We start from the raw sequence: 21,474 nt of genomic DNA on the forward strand, positions 1-21,474 counted from the left end.
TTTGATGCTGCGATTTGCAAAGACCTTGGCGGTGGCGCTCATGTTCGTGAGTGCCGCCGTTTCCGTTTCTGCCCAGTCGTTCGGAACGCCGCGGGCGACGCCGATCCTGACCGTGGACTCGGATCGCATGTTTGTGGAGTCGGCCTTTGGCATGCGCGTGACGCAGGACATCGAGGCCGAGCAGTCGGTGCTTCTTGCGGAAAATCGCAAGATCGAAGCCGAACTGGAAGCGGAAGAGAAGCGCCTGACCGAGTTGCGAGCCGATATGGAGCCGGGTGAGTTTCGGGCGGTTGCGGATGCCTTCGACGAACGTGTTCAGGGCATTCGGGTTCAGCAGGACGGCAAGGCTCGGGCGATTGCGGAAACCCGTGACGACCAGCGCGCCCTCTTTTTCCAGGCCGCCCAGCCGGTTTTGACCGAGCTGATGCGGGAGATGCGGGCGGAAATCCTGATTGAGCGTCGGACGGTTCTCATCTCGAGCAATGCCATCGACATTACGGATCGTGCCATCGAGCGACTGGATGCGGCGCTTGGAGATGGTCGGGATCTTCTTGAAAATCCGTGATCTGCTTGCCGAAACCGGCGTGGATTGTTAGGGCTAAGCCAACCAGAACAACAAGATACTCTCTTAAAGGAGGGACAGATGTCCGAGACCCTGCAGACCGCCGATATTGACCTGATCCAGCGGATCATTCCACATCGTTATCCTTTCCTGCTGGTCGACAAGGTCGTGGACATTGACGGCTACAGCTCGGCCACCGGCATCAAGAACGTCACCATGAACGAACCCCACTTCCAGGGGCACTTCCCGGGCAAGCCGATCATGCCAGGTGTGACCATCGCCGAGGCGATGGCCCAGACCGCCGCCGTGATGGTGGGCGTGGCGCTGGACATGGCTGACAAGGAACTGCTGGTTTATTTCATGTCGATCGACAAATGCAAATTCCGCCGCATGGTGGTGCCGGGGGATCGTCTCGAAATGAAGCTGACCACCGTGCGTGGCAAGCCAGGTGGCAAGGTCTGGAAGTTCCAGGGTGTGGCCACGGTTGACGGCGAGATGGCCTGCGAGACCGAATTCACCGCGATGATGGACCTGCCCAAGGAGTAATCCCAGATGGCGATTTCCGAAGAGGCCAGGGTTCACCCCTCTGCCGTGATCGAAGAGGGTGCCGTGATCGCGGCGGGCAGCGAAGTTGGCCCGTTCTGCGTGGTGGGTGCCGATGTTGTGTTGCACGAGGGTGTGGTGCTCAAATCGCATGTGGTCGTGACCGGACACACCGAGATTGGCAAGGACACGGTGGTGTTCCCCTTTGCTGTCATTGGTGAGATCCCGCAGGACCTCAAGTTCAAGGGCGAGGCATCGCGCCTTGAGATTGGCGAGCGCAACCGCATTCGCGAGCACGTAACGATGAACTCGGGCACCGAAGGCGGTGGCGGGGTGACCAAGATCGGCGATGACGGGCTGTTCATGGCGGGCTGTCACATTGCCCATGACGCCATTATCGGTGACCGTGTGATCGTGGTGAACTCCTCGGCCGTGGCCGGGCACTGCGTGATCGAGGACGACGTGATCATCGGCGGCCTGTCGGGCATCCACCAGTGGGTGCGCATCGGCAAGGGCGCGATCATTGGTGCGGTGTCGATGGTGACCAATGACGTGATCCCCTATGGCCTCGTCCAGGGGCCACGCGGCAAGCTGGACGGTTTGAACCTCGTGGGGCTCAAGCGCCGCGGTGTAAGCCGTGCGGACATCACTGCGCTGCGGGCGGCGTTCCAGATGATGGCGCAGGGCGAAGGTGCCTTCCAGGAGCGCGCCAAGCGCATGGGAGACGAGTTTGACAGCGACTATGTGCAGGAGATTGTCGACTTCGTCCTTGGCGACACCGACCGTTCGTTCCTGACACCGGGTTAAGACAGGATAGCTCATGGGCAAACTGGCGATTATTGCAGGGGCGGGCGCATTGCCTGTCATGCTGTCCAACGCGCGGCCGGATGCGCTGCGCGTTGTCTTTGAAGGCGTGGCGCATGACATGGCCGCGCCGCTGCGCACCCACAATGTCGCCAAGCTGGGCGTGTTGTTCGATGACCTTCTTGGCGAAGGTGTGGATCAGGTGATTTTCGCCGGCGCAATGGCGCGTCCGCAGTTCAACCCGGCCGACTTTGACCCGCTGACCCTGTCCTTGCTGCCCAAGCTGCAAGGCGCGTTTCAAAGCGGCGACGATGCGGTGTTGCGCTTCTATGTCTCGCTGTTCGAGGAACGCGGCATGAAGGTGGTTGGCGCGCATGAGGTACTGGCCGAGTTGGCAGTGCCGGAGGGGCTTTATGGCGGGCCTCAGCCGGGCGAGGCGCAGCTTGCGGATGCGGCCAAGGCCACGGACATCCTTCTGGCCCTGTCGCCGCTGGATGTCGGGCAGGGGGCGGTTGTTGCCGGTGGACTCTGTCTGGGGATCGAGACCTTGCAGGGCACCGATGCCCTGTTGCGCTTTGTCGGGGAAACACCGGCGCATTTGCGGCGTGGCATCGGCGGTGTGCTGGTCAAGGCCCCAAAGCGCGGGCAGGACCTGCGGGTCGATATGCCGGCCGTGGGTCCGCAGACCGTGCGCAACGCGGCGGCGGCGGGCCTTGACGGGATTGTTGTCTCGGCGGGCAAGGTGCTGGTGCTGCAGCCCGAGGACACCCGCGCGGCCCTTGAGGAGACCGGCCTGTTCCTTTTTGCGCAGGTGCTGTGATGAAGTTCTTCCTGATCGCCGGGGAATTGTCTGGCGACAGGCTGGGCGGGGCCCTGATGGAGGGCTTGAGGGAACTGGTGCCGGGTGTCACTTTTGAAGGCGTCGGCGGCCCCCTGATGCAGGCGCAGGGGTTGCAAAGCCTGTTCCCGATGGACGAGTTGAGCGTCATGGGTATTGCCGAGGTGCTGCCCAAGTATCGCCACCTGAAACGCAGGATGCACCAGACCGCCGAGGCGGTGCTGGCGGCCAAGCCCGATGTGTTGATCACCATCGACAGCCCCGATTTCTGTCTGCGTGTCGCCAAGGAAGTGAAAGCCGCAAGCGATATCCGAACGGTGCATTATGTTGCGCCTTCGGTCTGGGCGTGGCGGCCGAAGCGGGCGGCCAAGATGGCGCGGGTGATCGATCAGGTTCTGGCGCTCTTGCCGTTCGAGCCACCCTACATGGAAGCCGAAGGCATGCGCTGTGATTTCGTGGGGCATCCGGTGGTGGCCGAGCCTGTCGCAAGTGACGATGAGGTGGCCGCCTTTCGCGCGGAGCACGGCATTGGTGATGCGCCCTTGCTGCTGGTGCTGCCCGGTTCAAGGCGTGGCGAGGTCGGCAGGTTGATGCCCGGTTTTGGCGAGGTGGTTGCGCGGCTTGTGGCAGAGACACCTGATCTGCGCGTTGTTCTGCCTGCGGCGGCCCCTGTTGCGGGGCTTGTCAGGGAAAAAGCGGCGGATTGGGCCGTGGCGCCGATCATCCTTGATTCTAATGGTATGCCCACCGATGCGGCGCTGACAGCCAAGCGCGCGGCCTTTAGGGCGGCGGACGTCGCATTGGCCGCGTCCGGGACAGTCTCGCTTGAACTGGCCGCCAATGCGACGCCCATGGTGATTGCCTATGACATGAGCTGGCTGAGTTGGCAGATCATGAGCCGCGCGGCGCTGATTGATACGGTGACGCTTGTGAACCTCGTATCCGAAACGCGCGATATTCCCGAGTTTCTTGGCCCTGCCTTCAAGCCAGAGGACATTGCGCCCGCGGTATTGCAGGTTCTGAAAGACCCTTCGGCGCAGGCAGGGCCGATGGATGTCACGATGCAACGTATCGGACGTGGCGCGGAACGCCCCGGATTGCGGGCGGCACGGGCGGTTCTGGATGGTGTACGGGACCGCGGGTAAATCCTTCTTGAAGGATTTACCGATGGAAAATCTTCGAGAAGATTTTCAGCCTTTCCAGATCCAGCCACCACCGAAAATGCGACTGCTCTCGGTGTCATAGAAGACGCAGGCCTGACCGGGAGAGATGCCTTCCTCGGGCGTCAGGAGTTCCACCTCGGCGGTGTCCGGCCCGGTGGGGCGGATGATCGCTTCGCGCGGGGGGCGGGTCGAGCGTACCTTGACCGACAGATGCCATGCCTCGCGGCTCTCGAAGGGTTCGTCGCCCAGCCAATTGATTTCCCGCACCGGAACGATGCGCGTCGCGAGCATTTCTTTCGGGCCGACCACAACCTGTTTGGTATCAACATCCAGTTTCACCACGTAGAGCGGTTCGGACAGGCCGCCGATGCCAAGGCCGCGCCGCTGGCCGATGGTGTAGTGGATGACGCCTTCGTGGGTGCCCAGAACCTTGCCGGTGTGATCAACGATCTCGCCCGGTTCCGCCGCGCCGGGGCGCAGTTTCTCGATCACGCTGGCATAGTCGCCGTTGGGCACGAAACAGATGTCCTGGCTGTCGGGCTTGTCGGCGACGGCAAGGCCGTATTCCGCCGCAAGGGCGCGGGTCGCATCCTTGTTGGGCAGGTGCCCCAGCGGGAAGCGCAGGTAATCAAGCTGTTCCGGCGTGGTGGAGAACAGGAAATACGACTGGTCGCGGCGCGCATCTGCGGCCGAGTGCAGTTCCGCGCCGTTTGCACCCATCTTGCGCTGGATATAGTGGCCGGTGGCCATGCAATCGGCATCAAGGTCCTTGGCGGTTTCCAGGAGATCCTTGAACTTCACCCGTTCATTGCAGCGGATGCAGGGCACCGGGGTTGCACCGGCCAGGTAGCTGTCGGCGAATTCGTCGATCACCGCGTCCTGAAAGATGTTCTCGTAGTCGAGGACATAATGCGGAAATCCCTTTTCCTCGGCCACGCGGCGGGCGTCGTGAATGTCGATGCCGGCACAGCAGGCGCCTTTCTTGGCCAGCGCCGCGCCGTGATCGTAAAGCTGGAGGGTCACGCCCACCACGTCATAGCCTTCGTCGGCCAACTTGGCCGCCACGACCGAAGAATCCACACCGCCCGACATGGCAACAACCACGCGGGTTTCGGATGGGGGCTTGGCAAAGCCGAGCGAGTTCAGTTGTGGGTCTTGATCAAGCGCCATGGCGACTCTCCGTTCAGAAGTCGTCGAGAATATAGGAAAATCTTACCTACTCTCAAGAGGCAGTTTCATTTCCCGTTAAGCCCGTTTCGCCAGCATGGAGCGAAAGTGAGGGTTTGGGATGTACTTACGCAAGATCGAGGGGCCGCGCACCGTGACTTTGGCGGACGGGCGGATCATGTCGCAGGCGGATTTGCCGCCGCCTGACACGCGCAGGTGGGTTGCGTCGCGCAAGGCGGCCGTGGTGCGCGGTGTGGCTTATGGCCTGATTACCAAGGCCGAAGCGCTGGCCCGCTATGGGTTGAGCGAGGAAGAGTTTGAGCAATGGGTCGGGGCGGTGCGCGAGCATGGGGTGGAGGCGCTCAAGGCCACGTTGCTGCAAAAATATAGACAACTTTAAGGAGAGTTGATAAAGATTCCACATTAGTAACGCGCGATTAACCATTCTTGTTCAGGTTGGTGCGCATCGAAATGATTTATGCGAGGAGTTTGCCATGCGTGTCCTGCTGGTAGAGGATGATCCGGCCACTTCGAAAAGCATCGAGATGATGCTGACCCATGCAAACCTAAATGTCTACGCGACGGACCTTGGAGAAGAGGGCGTCGATCTTGCAAAGCTCTATGACTATGATCTGATCTTGCTGGATCTCGGGCTGCCCGACATGAACGGCCACGAGGTGTTGCGCCAGCTGCGCCTTGCGCGGATCGAGACGCCGATCCTGATCCTGTCGGGGGCGGATGACACCGAAAGCAAGCTCAAGGGATTCGGGTTCGGCGCGGATGATTATCTGACCAAGCCGTTCCATCGCGAGGAGCTGGTGGCGCGCATCCATGCCATTATCCGCCGCTCCAAAGGCCATTCCCAGTCGATCATCCGCACTGGCAAGGTGGCGGTGAACCTTGATGCCAAGACAGTCGAGGTTGAGGGCGAACAGGTGCATCTGACCGGCAAGGAATACCAGATGCTCGAACTGCTGAGCCTGCGCAAGGGCACGACGCTGACCAAGGAGATGTTCCTAAACCACCTTTACGGCGGCATGGACGAGCCGGAACTGAAGATCATCGACGTCTTCATCTGCAAACTCCGCAAAAAGCTGAGTGAGGCGACGGGCGGTGAAACCTATATCGAAACCGTCTGGGGCCGTGGCTATGTGCTGCGTGATCCGGCCCCGGTTGAAAACACACGCGAACAGCGCGTCGCCCTGCGCGCCTGACGCATCATCGGTTCTGGACCTCTCGCGGTCTCCCGCATATCACTTGGAGAAAGTGACAGGGGAGACCGCAGGTGAGCGCCGAGATCGAGATTTCCAAAATGACGCCGGAAGAGGCGCGGGCCGAGCTTGAACGGCTGGCCGCGCTGCTTGGTCGTGCGAACACCGCCTATCACGGCGAAGACGCGCCGGAGATGTCGGATGCCGAGTATGACCGTCTCAAGCGGCGCAATGCCGATATCGAGGCGGGTTTTCCCGATCTCAAACGCGCCGACAGCCCCAGCGACAGGGTGGGCGCGGCCCCGGCCGAAGGCTTTGGCAAGATCACCCACGCGGTGCCGATGCTCTCGCTTGGCAATGCCTTTGAGGATTCGGACGTCAGCGATTTTGCCGATCGCATCCGGCGTTACCTCGGGATGGAGAGCGGTGCGCTCGACTTCACCGCAGAGCCCAAGATCGACGGGTTGAGCCTGTCGCTGCGCTATGAGGGGGGCGTGTTGCAACATGCGGCGACCCGTGGTGACGGCGAGACCGGTGAAAACGTGACCGAGAACGCCCGCACCATTGCCGACATCCCGCAACAGATTGCCGGCGCACCGGACGTTCTTGAGGTGCGTGGCGAAGTCTATATGAGCCACGCCGATTTCGAGGCCTTGAATGCCCGGCAGGCCGAAGCGGGCGAGAAACCCTTTGCCAACCCGCGCAACGCCGCTGCCGGCAGTTTGCGGCAGCTGGATTCCAAAATCACCCGCGCGCGTCCGCTGCGGTTTTTTGCCTATGCCTGGGGCGAGTTGTCTGCGCCACTGGCCGAAACGCAGATGGGCGCGATCGAGAGGTTGCGTGACTTTGGTTTTGTTATCAATGATTTGACGGCCGTATGTGATGGGCCGCAGGCCCTGATCGCGCACTATCGAAAGATCGAGGAACAGCGCGCGACGCTGGGGTATGACATTGATGGCGTGGTCTACAAGGTGAACCGCCTTGATCTGCAATCGCGCCTTGGCTTCCGCGCCACCACACCGCGTTGGGCCGTGGCGCACAAGTTCCCGGCGGAACTTGCCTGGACCCGGCTGGAAGCCATCGACATCCAGGTCGGACGCACCGGTGCGTTGAGCCCCGTGGCCCGCCTGACGCCGGTCACGGTGGGCGGGGTCGTGGTGTCGAATGCCACCCTGCATAATGAGGATTACATCCAGGGCCGCGACAGCAAGGGCGCGGAAATTCGCGGCGGCAAGGATATTCGCATCGGTGACTGGGTGCAGGTGTATCGCGCAGGCGATGTGATCCCGAAAGTTGCAGATGTGGACCTTGGCAAACGCCCCGAGGATTCTGTGCCTTATGCCTTTCCCACGGAATGCCCGGAATGCGGATCAAAGGCGGTGCGCGAAGAAGGTGATGCGGTGCGCCGCTGTACGGGCGGCTTGATATGTCCCGCGCAGGCCGTTGAAAAGATAAAACATTTCGTCTCTCGAAAGGCCTTTGACATTGAAGGGCTTGGCGCCAAGCAAATCGAGATGTTCTATGACGACGAAGACCTGCCGATCCGCACGCCGGTTGATATTTTCCGGCTTGAGACGCGGGATGGCGGCAATCTGACCAAGCTCAAGAACCGCCATGGCTGGGGTGATCAAAGTGCAACGAACCTGTTCGCGGCGATCACCGAGAAGCGCCGGATCGCGATGGGGCGCATGATCTTTGCCCTTGGGATCCGCCATGTTGGCGAAGTGGCGGCCAAGGATCTGGCGTTGCATTTCGGGGGCTGGCCCGCCCTTGCGGAGGCGGTGGATGCAGCGCGTCCCGCGGCGCTTGCCCATCGCGCGGCGGATGAAGCCGAGGATCGCGAGCGCATCGCGGCAGCCGCCGAGGGCCGGCGGGCGCGGATCAAGGAAACCCGCGACAGGGCGATTGCCTCTCAGGAGGTACCGTCAGGTGCCGCCGCGGCCTGGGACGACCTGACGGGGATCGACGGGATCGGGGCGACCGTGGGCATGTCGCTGTCGGATGCGATGGCGAACGAACACGAGCGGGCGGCGATTGATGCGCTGGTTGCCGAGCTTGAGATCGAAGCTCCGGCGGCACCAACCAAGGAAAGCCCGGTGGCCGGGAAAACCGTGGTCTTCACCGGCAAGCTTGAGAAAATGACGCGCGACGAGGCGAAGGCGCGGGCGGAATCCCTTGGGGCCAAGGTTTCGGGCTCGGTGTCGGGCAAGACCGATCTTCTGGTGGCGGGGCCGGGCGCGGGATCGAAGGCCAAGAAGGCGGCTGATCTTGGTGTCGAGACAATCGACGAAGATGCCTGGCTGGCGCTGATCGAAGGGCTATGAGCGGACGTCCGGAAATCCTGTTTCCGCTTTTTGCGGAGCTGACCACGCTGGACGGGGTTGGCCCCAAGACCGCGCAGCACATGGCGCAGATCGCGATAGAAAAGCCGCGTGACCTGTTGTTTTCGCTGCCTTATTCCGGTGTGGATCGTCAGCGGCGCGAAAGCGTGCTGGATGTCACCCTGCCGGATGTTGTCACCGTTGAGGTGCTTGTGGGCAGCCATCGGCCCGCCCGCAACCGTGGCGGTGCCTACAGGATCACCGTCGAGGATGGGCGCACGGCGTTCCAGCTGGTGTTCTTCCATGCCAAGGGCGACTACCTCAAACGGGTGTTGCCAGAGGGCAGCCGGCGGTTGGTTTCGGGGCGTGTTGAGCTGTTCGATGGGGTGCCGCAGATGGTGCATCCCGAACATATCCTGCCGCCAGAGGAGGCCGCCGAGATCCCGGCCTATGAGCCGGTTTATGCGCTCACCTCTGGGGTGACCCTGCGCACGATGACAAAGGCGGCGCAGTCGGTTTTGGCGCGGGTGCCGGAGTTGGAGGAATGGATTGATCCGGGCCAGAAGGCGCAGGCCAAATGGCCCGATTGGCACGAGGCCATCACGGCAGCCCATGCGCCGGAAGGGCTCAAGGATCTGGCGGCGACGTCGCCCGCGCGGGAGCGGCTGGCCTATGACGAGTTTTTCGCCCATCAGGTGACGCTGGCCCTGGCGCGGTCGCGTCTGCAAAGGGCCAAGGGGATCATCAGCGAGGCCAATGGGCGGCTACAGGGCAGGGTGCTGAAGGCGCTGCCCTATCGCCCGACGGGGGCACAGCATCGGGCGATTGAGGAAATCACCGCCGATATGGCCACGCCTTTGCGCATGAACCGCCTGTTGCAGGGCGATGTGGGGGCAGGCAAGACGCTGGTGGCGCTGATGGCGATGCTGGTTGCTGTCGAAGCGGGGGGGCAGGCGGTTATGATGGCCCCGACCGAGATTCTGGCGCGCCAGCATATGGAAGGGCTTAAGCCGCTGGCCGAAAGCGCCGGGGTGGTGATCGAGATCCTAACCGGCCGCGACAAGGGCAAGGAGCGGCGGCTCAAGCTCGAGGCGCTGGCGCGTGGCGATATTCATATCCTTGTCGGCACCCATGCGGTGTTCCAGCAGGACGTGCAGTTTGCCGATCTGCGCCTTGCGATCATCGACGAACAGCACCGGTTCGGCGTGCGGCAACGGCTGGAACTGGGCAAGAAAGGCGAGGGGGCGGATGTTCTGGTGATGACCGCGACGCCGATCCCGCGGTCGCTGGCGCTGGCGCAATACGGCGATATGGATGTGTCGATCCTTGATGAAAAGCCCCCGGGACGCCAGCCGATCAAGACGGCGCTGGTGTCGACCTCGCGGATGGGCGAGGTGGTGGGCCACCTGCGCAAGGCGGTGTCCGAGGGCAAACAGGCCTATTGGGTGTGCCCCCTCGTGGATGAAAGCGAAAGCGTCGATCTGGCGGCGGCAGAGGAGCGATTCAAACACCTGCGGGCGGCCTTGGGTGAAGGTGTTGTGGGGCTTGTGCACGGTCAGATGCCCCCGGCCGAGAAAGACGCGGCAATGGCGGCGTTTCAGAAGGGTGACACAAGCGTTCTGGTCGCCACCACGGTCATCGAGGTGGGCGTGGATGTGCCCAACGCGACGATCATGGTGATCGAACGGGCGGAAATCTTTGGTCTCGCGCAGCTGCACCAACTGCGCGGGCGCGTGGGGCGGGGCTCGCAGGCGTCGACATGTTTGCTGATGTATCAGGCCCCGCTGAGCGAGAACGGTGAAAAGCGCCTGACCACGCTGCGTGAGAGCGAAGACGGGTTCCAGATCGCGCAAACCGATCTGGAAATGCGCGGCGCAGGTGATCTGATCGGTACGGCGCAATCGGGAGTGCCGCGGTTCCGGATTGCCGATCTCGAGGGGCAGGCGGCCCTGATGGCGGTGGCGCAAAGCGATGCGCGCAAACTGTTGTCGGATGACCCTACGCTCGAGTCGCCGCGCGGGCAGGCGGCGCGTGTTCTTTTGTGGCTGATGGAACAGGATCAGGCGATCCGTTTGATTACAGTGGGTTAGGCGAAACGTTCCACTTTGTTCGCAAATGTTCTCAAAAAGTTCTTTACAGAATCTGAATCATATGAGAACAAATAAGCAACAAATGCTGATAAAGCTGAGCAGGAGCCGCCAAGATGATGACCCAGATCAAGACCGTGATCCGCAATTCCCGTAGCACCCTGATCCAGGATGCGATCGGGGGCGTTGCCTTGATTGTCATGATGCTGGTGGCTTTGCACGTGCCCGGCATTGCCTGAGTTTTCTGCCGCGTTCCTGTGCCGGTTCAACCTCGCATCCTGTCCCACTTTTTGATGCGCTGAGACTGACACTGCCTGTCCCAAGTCACTGAAGGGAATGCCTCTTTCCCCCTTCTTGCCAACCGGGTCCCTCACGGGAACGCACTTTTCCTGCGCCGCCTTCCTGTCCCGGAAGTGCGGCGTTTTTTTTGGTCAGGTCTCGGGGGCGTGGTCAGGCGTAGTTTTCAGGCGCAGCTTGCCTGAGCGGCCTGTTCCATGGCCTCGGCCGTGGCATCAAGCGCCAGCATGATCGACGCGTGCCGGTTCTTGTAGTCCCGCGCAGGGCGCAGCACTTCAAGCTCGTCAAATGGCGCCGGGGGTGTCGGGCCGTCCTCTTTGAGCATGACCTTGAGCGCGTCGCGCGCCGCGTGGATGTCCGCAAGCGAGCGGCCAATCACGTTGCTGCCCACAACCGAAGCCGCCGCCTGTCCAAGGGCGCAGGCTTTGACGTCCTGTGCGAAGTCGGCGATGCGACCGTCTTCAAGAACCACATCCACCGTGACGGTCGAGCCGCACAGGGGGGACCGCTTTTTGACCGTGGCATCCGGTGCGTCGAGGCGTTTGGTATGCGGCATTTCTGCCGCCAGCGCCAGAATGCGCCCGGAGTAGAGTTTGATGAGGTCGTTTTCACCAGACATGGCTGTTCCCTTTGCCGTGTCTTTCCTAGATAGAGGCGTTAAGCACAGATGCAAAGGAATTCGACATGGCATTCGATCCCAAATCCCTCACATACAACGAAGCGGGCCTGATCCCGGCCATTGCCCAGGATGCCACCAGCGGCGAAATCCTGATGATGGCCTGGATGAACGCTGAGGCCGTGGCCAAGACGCTAGAGACTGGCAAGGTGACCTATTGGTCTCGCTCGCGCCAGTCGTTCTGGATCAAGGGCGAGACCTCGGGTCACGTGCAGGAGCTTGTGGATTTCCGGTTCGACTGTGATCAGGACTGTATCCTCGTGATGGTGAGCCAGACCGGCGCGGCCTGTCACACCAACCGCCGCACCTGTTTCTATACCGCCGTTCGGGATGGCGAAGAAGTTGAACTGATGAAGCCGATGGGGTGAATGGCCCTTGCGGGCCATGCCTGCGGCGCGGGTATTTGATCCAAGAAGAAAAGGGGCCTAGAGCCCGACAAGGGCGCGCACGTCGGCAGGCGTCGCGCCCTCTTCACGATATTTGGCAATGGCGCGTGCGTCATCGCGTTTGGCAAGGCGTTTGCCGCTGTCGTCGCGCACAAGGGCGTGGTGGTGATAGGTGGGCGTGGGCAGGCCGAGAAGGTTTTGCAGGAGAACGTGGATGCGGGTGGCGTCGAACAGGTCTTCGCCGCGCACCGCGTGGGTGACACCGGTGGCCGCGTCGTCCAGCACCACGGCAAGATGGTAGGAGGCCGCCATGTTGCGGCGCGCCAGAACAACATCGCCGATGGTGGTTTCCAGATCCTGTTGCGACAGCGCGTGTTGGCCGCGGTGCGCGGGGCCGGTTTCCGTGAAGGCAGCGGGCAGGCCCCTGATGCAGGCCCTGGTCATGTCGAGACGCGTGCAGGTTGCGTCTGAGGCGGGCAGGGCGCGGTGCCGGCAGGTTCCGGGGTAGATGCGCCCGTCGGGGCCGAATTCCGGCACGCCTTCCTGCGGGGCGTTTGCCGCGGCCTCGATGTCGCGGCGGCTGCACTGACAGGTGAAGGTGAGACCCTGTGCGGCGAGCTGTGCGATCGTCGCTTCGTACTCAGCGAAATGGTCTGACTGGCGGCGCACGGGGCCGTCCCATGTGAGGCCAAGCCAAGTTAGATCGTCGTAGATCTGCTGTTCCCAATGGGGCCGGGCGCGGGACTGGTCGAGATCGTCGATGCGCAAGAGGAACCGGCCACCTGATGCGCGCGCCATGTCATGCGCGACAATCGCGGAATAGGCGTGTCCGAGGTGCAGGGGGCCGGTTGGGGATGGGGCGAAGCGGCTTGTGAATGTCATGCCTTTTCAATGACATAAATGTAGGACTTTAGGTTCTGAGCGGGCAGGTGTGGCCCGTAGTCCCGCATTAGCAGACGGATGCCCCCATAGTCCATATGCTCGCTTAGGCGGCCCTCGTAGGTTTTCTCGGCAATGGCATGGTCGTTCAGCGAGAACACGAGCTTCGCACCACGCGCAAGGCCGGAGATCAGGGTGTCGAGAACCCCGGCGGGGGCACCGCCGGGGCCGAGCAGGCCGATGGCGGCCACGGTTTCATACTCTGCGATCCGGTCGAAACCAGTGTCCGGTGAGATTTGGGTTAGGCTGCGATAGATGTCTTTGGCCTCGGCCCGGGCGAGCATTTCCGGCGAGATGTCGACGCCGTCGAGCGTCTCAAAACCGGCCATGCGCAGGGCGAGGCCCGAGAGGCCCGTGCCGCATCCGTAGTCCAGCACCGGCGCTGTGGTGTCAGCCTTGTAGCGCAGAAGGGCCCTGGCGCAGCGGTCTGGCGTGGCATAGCCGTTGTCCCGAATTTCAGCCTCGTAGGTGGCGGCCCAGGCGGCGTAGAGGGCGGCAACGTCCTCGGGGGCGTCGCCGCGGTAGATCTTGTCGATGAAGGTATCTCCCATGCGATCAAGCTAACCGCATGGGGGAAAAGGCGTCCAGCGTTTTGTCTGCCGTGTTTAGGCTTGGGCGTCGAGCCATGCCTGCCAATCGGTCTTGGCGCGGTCGGTATAGGCCTTGTAGCGGTCCTTGCGGCCACGACGGCCGCCCTTGAGGCCATCAACCGGCTGGAACAGGCCGAAGTTGACGTTCATGGGCTGGAAGGTCTTGGCCTCGGCCCCGCCGGTGATGTGGTGTACCAGAGCCCCCATCGCGGTGTTGAGCGGCGCGGTCTCAAGCGGTTTGCCGAGGATTTCGGCGGCGGCGAGGCGGCCCGCCAGAAGGCCCATCGCGGCGCTTTCGACATAGCCTTCGACGCCGGTGATCTGGCCCGCGAAACGGATGTTCGGGCGCGACTTGAGACGCATCTGATCGTCCAGAAGCGTTGGTGAATTGATAAAGGTGTTGCGGTGAATACCGCCGAGACGCGCGAAAGAGGCGTTCTCGAGACCGGGGATCATCTTGAATACCTCGGTCTGCGCGCCGTATTTCATCTTGGTCTGGAAGCCGACGATATTATAGAGCGTTCCCAGTGCGTTATCCCGGCGAAGTTGAACCACTGCATAGGCTTTTTCGTCGGGTTTGTGGGCGTTGGTCAGGCCGACCGGTTTCATTGGCCCGTGGCGCAGGGTCTCGCGGCCGCGTTCGGCCATCACCTCGATCGGAAGGCAGCCGTCAAAGTAGCCGGCGGTTTCGCCTTCGTGGAATTCGGTCTTGTCGGCGGCCAGCAGAGCATCAATGAAGGCCTCGTACTGGTCCTTGGTCATCGGGCAGTTGAGATAGGCCTTTTGCTCTTCCTCGGTGTCGCCCTTGTCATAGCGCGATTGTAGCCATGCGACGTCCATGTCGATGCTTTCGGCATAGACGATGGGGGCGATGGCATCGAAGAACGCGAGGTGGTCGGCGCCGGTTTCCTTCTGGATCGCGGCCCCCAGACCGGCCGAGGTCAGCGGTCCGGTGGCGATGATCCAGTGGCCATCTTCCGGCAGTTCGGAAATCTCGCCGTATTCGACACGCACGTTGGGTAGGTCGGTCAGCGCCTTGGTGACGCTTTCGGAGAAGGGATCGCGATCAACCGCGAGGGCGCCACCTGCGGGCAGGCGGTGCTTGTCGGCCATGCCCATGATCAGCCCGTTGGCGGCGCGCATTTCCCAATGCAACAGGCCAACGGCGTTCTGTTCGTCGTCGTCCGAGCGGAAGGAGTTGGAGCAGACCATCTCGGCAAGGTTGCCGGTGCGGTGCGCAAAGGTTTCCACTTGGGGACGCATCTCGTGAATAACCACGTCTACGCCCATATGCGCCGCTTGCCACGCCGCTTCCGATCCGGCCATTCCGCCGCCGATGATATGCAATGTCTGTGCCATGCAGCGGGACATAGGGCAGGAGGGCGGATTTGGAAAGGGGGAAGCGCGCGAAGGCGCGGTCTGGACGAGACGAGGTAGGTCAGTTGGTTTCGTGGCAGATCCGCACCTCCCGCAGCGCGCACGGGAAGGCGCGCGCCTTGGTAAGGCGAAGCGGGTGGCCCTTGGGTGGTATCGGGACGGCCACCCGTCGCCGGGTGCGGCCGCGTGATTCCGGGCAGAAGGAAGGGCGCACACCCGAAGGCACGAGAAGCTCGCGCAGGGATAGTGTGGCGCAGAACATCGAAATCCCCAAACAACCTTCTGGAAAAACACCGTTTTCCAGACGGAAACGGATCAGTCCTGCTGCCAGTTCGGGGGGCGTTTTTCAAGGAAGGCGCTGATTCCTTCCTCGGTATCGCGGTAAAGCATGTTCTCGACCATGACATCACCGGTATAGGCATAGGCCTCTGCGGTGGACATTGTGGCCTGCTGGTAAAAGGCCTGTTTGCCAACCCGCACGGCCGCGCCCAGTTTTCCGGCAACGGCTTCGGCAAGCTCTGTGGCTGCCTGATCGAGCTGGTCATACGGCACAACCCTGTTCACAAGGCCCTGGGCCTCGGCTTCGCTTGCATCCAGAAACTGACCGGTGGTCAGCATTTCAAAGGCTTTCTTGCGGTGGATGTTGCGCGACAGGGCCACCATCGGGGTCGAGCAGAACAGGCCGATATTTACGCCATTCACGCCAAACCGCGTGCCTTCGGCGGCGACGGCCATGTCACAGGTCGCGACCAATTGGCAGCCGGCGGCAGTGGCGATGCCGTGGACCTTGGCGATCACCGGTTGCGGCAGGGACTGAACCGTCAGCATCATGCGGGCGCAGCGGTCGAACAGATCCTTGAAATAGGCCTTGCCGCCGTCTTCGGACTGGCGACCGGCGGTCATCTGCTTGAGGTCGTGGCCGGCGCAGAAGGCTTTGCCAGCACCGGACAGTACGATGGCGCGCACGCTGCGGTCGTCTTTCAGAGCGTCGAACTCGGACTGAAGCGCGGCCAGCATTTCGTCGGAAAGCGCGTTCAGGCGCTCGGGCGCGTTCATATGCAGATGTGCCACGGCGTTTACGTCGCGACGTTCGAGAATTGCCATCTTGTCCTCCCATGACTTTGCGGCAACCCTAGCGATCAAAATCACAGGAGAAAAGCATGGGCGTGAAATTCACGGTCGAGGAGATGAACAGCTACCTGGCAGAGGTGTTCCCGCAGGTTCAGGATGATTTCCGGGTGGAGGAACTGACCGAGACGGGCTGTGTCATGCGCCTGATGGTACAGGATCGGCATTTGCGCCCTGGTGGCACGGTTTCGGGGCCGTCGATGTTCGGTCTGGCGGATGTTGCAGCCTATGTGGCAACCATGGGCATGGTGGGCAAAGAGGCGCTCGCGGTGACAACCGGGTGTTCGATGGATTTCATGCGCAAACCGGCGGCGGGTGTTGACCTGATCGCCCGTGCATCTCTTCTGAAACTGGGCAAGACCCTGTCGGTGACGGATATCCTCATCTACTCGGAAGGCATGGACCAGCCGGTTGCGCGCTCCACCATGACCTATTCTATTCCGCCCGCGGGCAAGGGGGCGCTTTGATGGGCATGGCGTTGATATTCTGTAATTGATATATGTCAGCGCGACTCTTCCTGTCTTCGGGCAGGTGTGAAGAGAAAACAGAAGGATCAAAGGCCCGTGACCGAAACGATTGACCCCAATAGCGCCGAACCAAAGCTCAAGCATTTTCCCGTGCCGTTTTTCGCCGTGGTGATGGGGATCATGGGGCTGACTCTTGCGCTGCATGCAGGGGCCGAGGCTTATCCCGTTCTGGCAGGCGCATCGCAGGTGATCATGTGGGCCGGGATCGTGATCTTCACGGTGATCGCGGTTTTCTATATCGCCAAGTTCTTCAAATATCCGGCAGCGGTGCAGGCAGAGTGGAACCATCCCGTGCGGTTGGCCTTTTTCCCTGCGATTTCGATTTCCATGCTGTTGATGGCCACCGCACTTCTGGCCCATGCGCCCGAGGCGGCGCGTGGTCTGTGGCTGATCGGCGCGGCGTTGCAGGGTGTTCTGACCGTTGCCGTGATCTCGGGCTGGATCAGTCACCGCAGCTTTGAAGTCGGGCAGCTGACGCCGGCGTGGTTCATTCCTGCGGTGGGCAATGTCGTGGCTCCCATCGCCGGGGCACGCCTTGGCTATATCGAGATTTCCTGGCTGTTCTTTTCGACCGGGGTGATTTTCTGGGTGATCCTGCTGACACTGGTGTTCAACCGCCTGATCTTTCACAATCCGATCCCCGGCAAGCTCTATCCGACGCTGGTGATCCTGATCGCGCCGCCCGCCGTGGCGTTTTCGGCTTACGTGAACCTGACGGGGCAGGTCGATCCCTTTGCCCGTATCCTTCTGAATGCGGGCTATCTGTTTGCGATCCTGATCCTTGTGCAGGTGCCCAAACTGGCCAAGTTGCCCTTTGCCCTGCCGTGGTGGGCGCTGAGCTTCCCCGTGGCGGCGCTTAGCATTGCGTCGTTCTCATTCGCGCGCATGACCGGATCGGCGGCGCATGAGATGATTGGCCTTGTGATCCTCCTGGTTCTGATCGCGATCATGGCCGGGCTGGTCTATCGGACCTGTCTGGCCATCCTGCGCAACGAAATCTGCGTGCCGGAATAAGTCGTTCACCAACGCGACCAACAAAAAAGGCCGGGACGTGTCCCGGCCTGAGTGCTGGCGTCCAACGGGGTCAGGCGCGCCAGAATCTCTTGGCGGCTTCGGCTTTCGCCTCTTCCAGGCTGATGCCGATATCCTGGAGACGCGCCGCCTCGAGGCGGGCCAAGGCCCTGCGAGTGCGTGCGCGTCGGTCCCACTTGGTGACGAGCACAGCAAAGGCCAGAGCCCAGCGAGCGATGACCGGAAGAGGGTGGTCCTGCACGAATGAGATCAGCTGAATGCTGTTGTTTGCCGTCTGTACCATTGGGAACTCCTTTTGTATTGATACAATTTGCGACTTAGAGTAGGTATTTGATACAATTGTGCCGATCGGAAAGACAGGAAAACATTGTGACTGATACAATTTGGCCGCCAGATTTCGAAAAATCGTCCGAATCTAAGTATATTGTATTGGTACAATCCCTCCGCGCGGCGGTGCGGTCTGGCGAAATGGCCCCCGGTGAAAAGCTCCCGCCGGTGCGGGAACTGGCCTGGAAGCTTGGCATCACCCCTGGAACCGTTGCGCGTGCCTATAAGCTCGCGGTCGAGGAAGGGTTGCTTGAGACAACGGTCGGGCGCGGCACCTTTGTGTCGTCCGGCAAGCGCGAGGAGGTGCCGGAAGAGGTGTCGCTCGTGGCCCACATGGCGAGCGACGATTTGAACCTGCGCGGCATTCGGGTGCCCGACGTCGGGCAGGACAGCATTATTCAGGGGATCATGCGTAAGCTGGGGGCAGAGGGCGGCATGGGCTATATCGACTGTCCGACGCCGCTCAAGGATGTGGCGGCGCGTCAGGCGGTTGTGCGCTGGATCGGTCAGGATCGCGTGGGCCGCTTCAACGAAGACGAGGTGGTGCTGGGGCTTGGGGCGCAACACACCGTGATCCTGACCTTGCAAGCCTGTCTGCACGGGGCGAACCCGATCATCCTGACCGAGGAACTGGCCTTTCCCGGCGTGCGCCACGCGGCCCGTCTTTTGCGGGCGCAGGTCATCGGCGTGCCGATGGATGCCGAGGGGCTGAGACCGGACAAGCTGGAAGAGATTCTGCGCCAGCACGGGGGGCAGGTCTTGTTGACCGCTGCGGAAACCCACAGCCCGACGACCCTGCGCACCACGCTTGAGCGCCGTCGCGAGATTGCAGAGGTGGCCCGCCGCTACCAGTTGCAGATCATCGAGGATGATTGCCACACGGTGACGCGGCCCGAGCTGCCAGCCTACCGGGCAATCTGTCCCGAACGGGCGTGGTACGTGTCGTCGCTCACGAAATCCGTCTCTGCGGCGATGCGCTTTGGCTTTGTGGTCTGCGCCAAGGGGCAGGAGGGGGCCGCGCAGCAGGTGTCTCAATCGTCCTTTTACGGGCTGCCCCTGCCGATGCTGGATATCTGCGCCGAACTTATCAACAGCGGCCAGGCCGAAACTATCCGTCAAACCGTCGAAGACCGTGTGCGCAAAAGGGTGCAGCTGGCGTTGAATATTCTGGGCCATTGGGACGTGCAGTGGCGGCCGGATGTTCCCTTCATCTGGATCAGGCTGCCGCGTGGCTGGCGCTGTTCCACCTTCATGCTGGCCTGTGGCAACGAGGGCATCGGAATCAAGCCCGCCGACGAGTTTGCATTGCCGGATGGACCGGTGCCAAATGCCGTGCGGATCGGCCTTAATCCTGATATTGCCGACCGCGAGTTCGAGGTCGCGATGCGAAAACTGTCCGATATCCTGTCAAAACCGCCCCTGGATGCGGATTTTTGATGGGGTAAAATAATACCTAATTTGTAACATGTTGTTTTATAGAGTTTAATTCGGAAAAAGTGCGCTTGACTGTGTTTGTGACACCTTTATAACCCGCCCATCGAATTTCGGTGCGTCCGTCTTGGGCGCATTCGTCAACCAAACATCAGGTAGACTGACATGAAAACCTTTTCTGCTACTCCGGCAGACATCGAAAAGAAATGGATCATCATCGACGCCGAGGGCGTGGTGCTGGGCCGTCTCGCATCGATCGTCGCCATGCGCCTGCGCGGCAAGCACAAGGCATCGTTCACCCCCCACATGGACATGGGTGACAACGTCATCGTCGTAAACGCCGACAAGGTCCAGCTGACCGGTCGCAAGCGTTCGGACAAGAAATACTACTGGCACACTGGCCACCCGGGCGGCATCAAGCACCGCACCGCCGAACAGATCCTGGAAGGCGAGTACCCGGAGCGTGTGGTCATGAAAGCTGTTCAGCGCATGCTGCCCGGCGGCAAGCTGTCGCGCAAGCAGATGACCAACCTGCGCGTTTACGCTGGCGCAGAGCATCCGCACGAGGCGCAAGCCCCGGAAGTGCTGGATGTGAAATCCATGAACTCGAAAAACACCCGGAGCTAATCAATGGCTGATCAAATCAACTCGCTTGAAGAGCTGAACGCCGTTGCTGGTGCAGAAGCTGTTGTCGAAGTAGAAGCCCCCCGCGAGCCGGTTCGTGACGAACTGGGCCGTTCCTATGCCACCGGCAAGCGTAAAGACGCTGTTGCCCGTGTATGGGTCAAGCCGGGTTCGGGCAAAGTTGTCGTGAACGGCAAAGACATGGACAAATACTTTGCACGTCCGGTTCTTCAGCTGATCCTGCGCCAGCCCTTCCAGGTTGCCGGCGTTGAAGGTGAATTCGACGTATTCGCCACCGTTAAAGGCGGCGGTCTGACCGGTCAGGCCGGTGCGGTCAAGCACGGTATCTCGAAAGCTCTGCAACTTTACGAACCGTCGCTGCGTGGCGCTCTGAAAGCCGCAGGCTTCCTGACCCGTGACTCGCGCGTTGTTGAACGTAAGAAATACGGTAAGCGCAAAGCACGTCGTTCGTTCCAGTTCTCGAAGCGTTAAGCTTTACTGGACAAGAGATTACAAAGGGTCGCCTTCGGGCGGCCCTTTTTCGTTTTGGTTTTGCGGTCAGAGGGCATTCGAGAAGGGCAGCGACTGCCTGGGCGGGCGCGAATGCGCCTGCCGGGGGGCAGGCAGGCGCAGTGCGGCGGGGCCGCCCGGCAAAATTCCTGAATTACTTCTGCGCGCGCCGTTTCTTCAATTCGCGTCGCATCAGCCTAAAGCGGCGAAAGATCGAACCGCGTTCGCGGTTGATGCTGGTCAGGAGATGGCAGGCAAGGGGGCGCAGAACCGGATCGGTTTCAGCGGTGATCCAGATCATGCCAAGCAGGTTGCGGTCGAGATCACCGTTCTTGATCGAATAAGGGGTCATTCCCAGCGGTAGGTTGCTGCGGGTGCGCGTGTCGAGGTCGAAGGGCTGTTTGGCCTTGAAACCGCTATAGCGCCTTTCGGTCTCGTAGAGTTTGATGAGGCCGAAAAACACGGTTAGTTCCGAGGCGCAACGGCGCTGGACTTCGTTTTCGCCGTAGTCGCGAAAGGTCTGGAGCGCCGACAATTGCCAGCGCACGTCCAGCCGATCCATGAGGAAATCACCGTGATCCTGCCACATGGCAAGGAAGATCGCCCGCGCGATGGGGGGCGGATTGCTGCGGCGGGCGGCGGCGATGGTCAGGGCATGTAGCGCCAGAAATTCGGGCTGGCCTTCGAATTCCTTGCACAGGGTGGTGTATTTCTCGGCGGCGATCTTGTCGGGGTCCTCGAGCGTCTCAAGTTCGGCGTCTGTCGGGGCAATCACCTTCTGCTCGCGCAGGGGATCAAGCCCGAATTGCGCGATGTCGTGCAGGGTCTCGTTCATGCCGCGGTATTCCGCACGATAGGCTGGCGTCTGCTTGACGAGATCGGCAAACCCCTGCGGGTAGGTAAAGGAGCCTTCGAAGAGGTTTTCCATCACGTC

At 61.5% G+C, this 21,474-nt stretch carries 24 protein-coding genes; 16 read left to right on the forward strand and 8 right to left on the reverse strand.

What is annotated here, in order from left to right; translation table 11 throughout:
• Positions 1-4: 4 nt before the first annotated feature.
• The 5 genes from ABWV42_RS14225 to lpxB all read left to right on the forward strand — a co-directional run bounded on the left by ABWV42_RS14225 (position 5) and on the right by lpxB (position 3,892).
• Positions 5-565: an OmpH/Skp family outer membrane protein gene (locus ABWV42_RS14225; RefSeq protein WP_353340742.1), complete on the forward strand. Its 561-nt coding sequence runs from the start codon at positions 5-7 to the stop codon at positions 563-565.
• 78 nt (positions 566-643) lie between these two features.
• The gene (gene fabZ / locus ABWV42_RS14230; protein WP_255106381.1) at positions 644-1,108 is read left to right on the forward strand and encodes a 3-hydroxyacyl-ACP dehydratase FabZ; all 465 of its coding nucleotides are present in this window, start codon (positions 644-646) and stop codon (positions 1,106-1,108) included.
• Between the two features lie 6 nt (positions 1,109-1,114).
• Positions 1,115-1,912, forward strand: a complete 798-nt coding sequence (gene lpxA, locus ABWV42_RS14235) for an acyl-ACP--UDP-N-acetylglucosamine O-acyltransferase (RefSeq protein WP_353340743.1) — start codon at positions 1,115-1,117, stop codon at positions 1,910-1,912.
• Between the two features lie 13 nt (positions 1,913-1,925).
• Positions 1,926-2,729 carry an LpxI family protein gene (locus tag ABWV42_RS14240; RefSeq protein ID WP_353340744.1) on the forward strand — a complete coding sequence of 268 codons (804 nt, stop codon included), beginning with the start codon at positions 1,926-1,928 and terminating at the stop codon, positions 2,727-2,729.
• Positions 2,729-3,892 (forward strand): lipid-A-disaccharide synthase, encoded by a 1,164-nt coding sequence (gene lpxB, locus ABWV42_RS14245; protein ID WP_353340745.1) that lies wholly within the window; start codon positions 2,729-2,731, stop codon positions 3,890-3,892. The genes ABWV42_RS14240 and lpxB overlap by 1 nt, the downstream gene beginning before the upstream one ends.
• A gap of 45 nt (positions 3,893-3,937) precedes the next feature.
• Here the strand turns inward: lpxB and mnmA are convergent, their stop codons facing one another.
• Positions 3,938-5,080 (reverse strand): tRNA 2-thiouridine(34) synthase MnmA, encoded by a 1,143-nt coding sequence (gene mnmA, locus ABWV42_RS14250; protein ID WP_353340746.1) that lies wholly within the window; start codon positions 5,078-5,080, stop codon positions 3,938-3,940.
• 118 nt (positions 5,081-5,198) lie between these two features.
• Between mnmA and sciP the strand changes: the two genes are divergently transcribed.
• From sciP to ABWV42_RS14275, 5 genes are all read left to right on the forward strand, one after another.
• The gene (gene sciP / locus ABWV42_RS14255; protein WP_353340748.1) at positions 5,199-5,477 is read left to right on the forward strand and encodes a CtrA inhibitor SciP; all 279 of its coding nucleotides are present in this window, start codon (positions 5,199-5,201) and stop codon (positions 5,475-5,477) included.
• Between the two features lie 94 nt (positions 5,478-5,571).
• Positions 5,572-6,291: a response regulator transcription factor CtrA gene (ctrA, locus tag ABWV42_RS14260; protein WP_353340750.1), complete on the forward strand. Its 720-nt coding sequence runs from the start codon at positions 5,572-5,574 to the stop codon at positions 6,289-6,291.
• A 98-nt stretch (positions 6,292-6,389) separates the two neighbouring features.
• Complete coding sequence (ligA, locus tag ABWV42_RS14265; RefSeq protein WP_353340942.1) at positions 6,390-8,612, forward strand: NAD-dependent DNA ligase LigA; 2,223 nt, start codon at positions 6,390-6,392, stop codon at positions 8,610-8,612.
• Positions 8,609-10,699, forward strand: a complete 2,091-nt coding sequence (gene recG / locus ABWV42_RS14270; RefSeq protein WP_353340752.1) for an ATP-dependent DNA helicase RecG — start codon at positions 8,609-8,611, stop codon at positions 10,697-10,699. Before ligA ends, recG begins: the two co-directional genes overlap by 4 nt.
• Positions 10,700-10,812: 113 nt before the next feature.
• Complete coding sequence (locus ABWV42_RS14275; RefSeq protein ID WP_255106403.1) at positions 10,813-10,935, forward strand: hypothetical protein; 123 nt, start codon at positions 10,813-10,815, stop codon at positions 10,933-10,935.
• 224 nt (positions 10,936-11,159) lie between these two features.
• Here ABWV42_RS14275 and ABWV42_RS14280 read toward each other — a convergent pair whose 3' ends face one another.
• Positions 11,160-11,612, reverse strand: coding sequence for an iron-sulfur cluster assembly scaffold protein (locus ABWV42_RS14280; RefSeq protein ID WP_353340754.1), 453 nt, complete (start codon positions 11,610-11,612; stop codon positions 11,160-11,162).
• Positions 11,613-11,677: 65 nt separating this feature from the next.
• Between ABWV42_RS14280 and hisI the strand changes: the two genes are divergently transcribed.
• Positions 11,678-12,037, forward strand: a complete 360-nt coding sequence (gene hisI, locus ABWV42_RS14285; protein WP_353340756.1) for a phosphoribosyl-AMP cyclohydrolase — start codon at positions 11,678-11,680, stop codon at positions 12,035-12,037.
• Between the two features lie 57 nt (positions 12,038-12,094).
• Here the strand turns inward: hisI and gluQRS are convergent, their stop codons facing one another.
• The 4 genes from gluQRS to ABWV42_RS14305 all read right to left on the reverse strand — a co-directional run bounded on the left by gluQRS (position 12,095) and on the right by ABWV42_RS14305 (position 16,065).
• Positions 12,095-12,937 carry a tRNA glutamyl-Q(34) synthetase GluQRS gene (gluQRS, locus tag ABWV42_RS14290; protein ID WP_353340758.1) on the reverse strand — a complete coding sequence of 281 codons (843 nt, stop codon included), beginning with the start codon at positions 12,935-12,937 and terminating at the stop codon, positions 12,095-12,097.
• Positions 12,934-13,545, reverse strand: coding sequence for a class I SAM-dependent DNA methyltransferase (locus ABWV42_RS14295; RefSeq protein WP_353340759.1), 612 nt, complete (start codon positions 13,543-13,545; stop codon positions 12,934-12,936). Before ABWV42_RS14295 ends, gluQRS begins: the two co-directional genes overlap by 4 nt.
• A 54-nt stretch (positions 13,546-13,599) precedes the next feature.
• Positions 13,600-14,943 (reverse strand): methylenetetrahydrofolate--tRNA-(uracil(54)-C(5))-methyltransferase (FADH(2)-oxidizing) TrmFO, encoded by a 1,344-nt coding sequence (gene trmFO / locus ABWV42_RS14300; RefSeq protein ID WP_353340761.1) that lies wholly within the window; start codon positions 14,941-14,943, stop codon positions 13,600-13,602.
• A 333-nt stretch (positions 14,944-15,276) separates the two neighbouring features.
• Complete coding sequence (locus ABWV42_RS14305; RefSeq protein ID WP_353340762.1) at positions 15,277-16,065, reverse strand: enoyl-CoA hydratase; 789 nt, start codon at positions 16,063-16,065, stop codon at positions 15,277-15,279.
• Positions 16,066-16,121: 56 nt separating this feature from the next.
• On the opposite strand from ABWV42_RS14305, the gene ABWV42_RS14310 reads away from it, so the two are divergent.
• Both ABWV42_RS14310 and ABWV42_RS14315 read left to right on the forward strand, forming a co-directional pair.
• Entirely contained in the window at positions 16,122-16,556 is a 435-nt protein-coding gene (locus ABWV42_RS14310) for a PaaI family thioesterase (RefSeq protein ID WP_255106418.1), read from the forward strand.
• Positions 16,557-16,652: 96 nt separating this feature from the next.
• Positions 16,653-17,630, forward strand: coding sequence for an SLAC1 anion channel family protein (locus ABWV42_RS14315; RefSeq protein WP_353340763.1), 978 nt, complete (start codon positions 16,653-16,655; stop codon positions 17,628-17,630).
• A gap of 70 nt (positions 17,631-17,700) precedes the next feature.
• On the opposite strand, the gene ABWV42_RS14320 is transcribed toward ABWV42_RS14315, so the two are convergent.
• Positions 17,701-17,931: a YjiS-like domain-containing protein gene (locus tag ABWV42_RS14320; protein WP_255106423.1), complete on the reverse strand. Its 231-nt coding sequence runs from the start codon at positions 17,929-17,931 to the stop codon at positions 17,701-17,703.
• Between the two features lie 146 nt (positions 17,932-18,077).
• Here ABWV42_RS14320 and ABWV42_RS14325 point away from each other — a divergent pair, with 146 nt between their 5' ends.
• From ABWV42_RS14325 to rpsI, 3 genes are all read left to right on the forward strand, one after another.
• Positions 18,078-19,412: an aminotransferase-like domain-containing protein gene (locus tag ABWV42_RS14325; protein WP_353340764.1), complete on the forward strand. Its 1,335-nt coding sequence runs from the start codon at positions 18,078-18,080 to the stop codon at positions 19,410-19,412.
• 159 nt (positions 19,413-19,571) lie between these two features.
• Positions 19,572-20,033, forward strand: a complete 462-nt coding sequence (rplM, locus tag ABWV42_RS14330; protein WP_255106428.1) for a 50S ribosomal protein L13 — start codon at positions 19,572-19,574, stop codon at positions 20,031-20,033.
• Between the two features lie 3 nt (positions 20,034-20,036).
• Positions 20,037-20,522 (forward strand): 30S ribosomal protein S9, encoded by a 486-nt coding sequence (rpsI, locus tag ABWV42_RS14335; protein WP_255106431.1) that lies wholly within the window; start codon positions 20,037-20,039, stop codon positions 20,520-20,522.
• Between the two features lie 172 nt (positions 20,523-20,694).
• On the opposite strand, the gene ABWV42_RS14340 is transcribed toward rpsI, so the two are convergent.
• Positions 20,695-21,468, reverse strand: a complete 774-nt coding sequence (locus tag ABWV42_RS14340) for a hypothetical protein (RefSeq protein ID WP_353340765.1) — start codon at positions 21,466-21,468, stop codon at positions 20,695-20,697.
• Positions 21,469-21,474: the final 6 nt, after the last annotated feature.

Origin of the sequence: Pelagimonas sp. KU-00592-HH (genome assembly GCF_040369695.1) — a bacterium.
In the GTDB taxonomy this organism is placed as follows: domain Bacteria; phylum Pseudomonadota; class Alphaproteobacteria; order Rhodobacterales; family Rhodobacteraceae; genus Shimia.

Coding starts and splice junctions, on each gene's coding strand:
- ABWV42_RS14225 (WP_353340742.1), top strand. CDS start 5: ATGCTGCGATTTGCAAAGACCTTGGCGGTGGCGCTCATGTTCGTGAGT.
- ABWV42_RS14320 (WP_255106423.1), bottom strand. CDS start 17,931: ATGGTACAGACGGCAAACAACAGCATTCAGCTGATCTCATTCGTGCAG.
- recG (WP_353340752.1), top strand. CDS start 8,609: ATGAGCGGACGTCCGGAAATCCTGTTTCCGCTTTTTGCGGAGCTGACC.
- ABWV42_RS14295 (WP_353340759.1), bottom strand. CDS start 13,545: ATGGGAGATACCTTCATCGACAAGATCTACCGCGGCGACGCCCCCGAG.
- ABWV42_RS14280 (WP_353340754.1), bottom strand. CDS start 11,612: ATGTCTGGTGAAAACGACCTCATCAAACTCTACTCCGGGCGCATTCTG.
- sciP (WP_353340748.1), top strand. CDS start 5,199: ATGTACTTACGCAAGATCGAGGGGCCGCGCACCGTGACTTTGGCGGAC.
- rplM (WP_255106428.1), top strand. CDS start 19,572: ATGAAAACCTTTTCTGCTACTCCGGCAGACATCGAAAAGAAATGGATC.
- mnmA (WP_353340746.1), bottom strand. CDS start 5,080: ATGGCGCTTGATCAAGACCCACAACTGAACTCGCTCGGCTTTGCCAAG.
- gluQRS (WP_353340758.1), bottom strand. CDS start 12,937: ATGACATTCACAAGCCGCTTCGCCCCATCCCCAACCGGCCCCCTGCAC.
- fabZ (WP_255106381.1), top strand. CDS start 644: ATGTCCGAGACCCTGCAGACCGCCGATATTGACCTGATCCAGCGGATC.
- hisI (WP_353340756.1), top strand. CDS start 11,678: ATGGCATTCGATCCCAAATCCCTCACATACAACGAAGCGGGCCTGATC.
- lpxB (WP_353340745.1), top strand. CDS start 2,729: ATGAAGTTCTTCCTGATCGCCGGGGAATTGTCTGGCGACAGGCTGGGC.
- ABWV42_RS14275 (WP_255106403.1), top strand. CDS start 10,813: ATGATGACCCAGATCAAGACCGTGATCCGCAATTCCCGTAGCACCCTG.
- ABWV42_RS14340 (WP_353340765.1), bottom strand. CDS start 21,468: ATGGAAAACCTCTTCGAAGGCTCCTTTACCTACCCGCAGGGGTTTGCC.
- ABWV42_RS14240 (WP_353340744.1), top strand. CDS start 1,926: ATGGGCAAACTGGCGATTATTGCAGGGGCGGGCGCATTGCCTGTCATG.
- lpxA (WP_353340743.1), top strand. CDS start 1,115: ATGGCGATTTCCGAAGAGGCCAGGGTTCACCCCTCTGCCGTGATCGAA.
- ABWV42_RS14310 (WP_255106418.1), top strand. CDS start 16,122: ATGGGCGTGAAATTCACGGTCGAGGAGATGAACAGCTACCTGGCAGAG.
- ctrA (WP_353340750.1), top strand. CDS start 5,572: ATGCGTGTCCTGCTGGTAGAGGATGATCCGGCCACTTCGAAAAGCATC.
- ligA (WP_353340942.1), top strand. CDS start 6,390: ATGACGCCGGAAGAGGCGCGGGCCGAGCTTGAACGGCTGGCCGCGCTG.
- ABWV42_RS14305 (WP_353340762.1), bottom strand. CDS start 16,065: ATGGCAATTCTCGAACGTCGCGACGTAAACGCCGTGGCACATCTGCAT.
- trmFO (WP_353340761.1), bottom strand. CDS start 14,943: ATGGCACAGACATTGCATATCATCGGCGGCGGAATGGCCGGATCGGAA.
- rpsI (WP_255106431.1), top strand. CDS start 20,037: ATGGCTGATCAAATCAACTCGCTTGAAGAGCTGAACGCCGTTGCTGGT.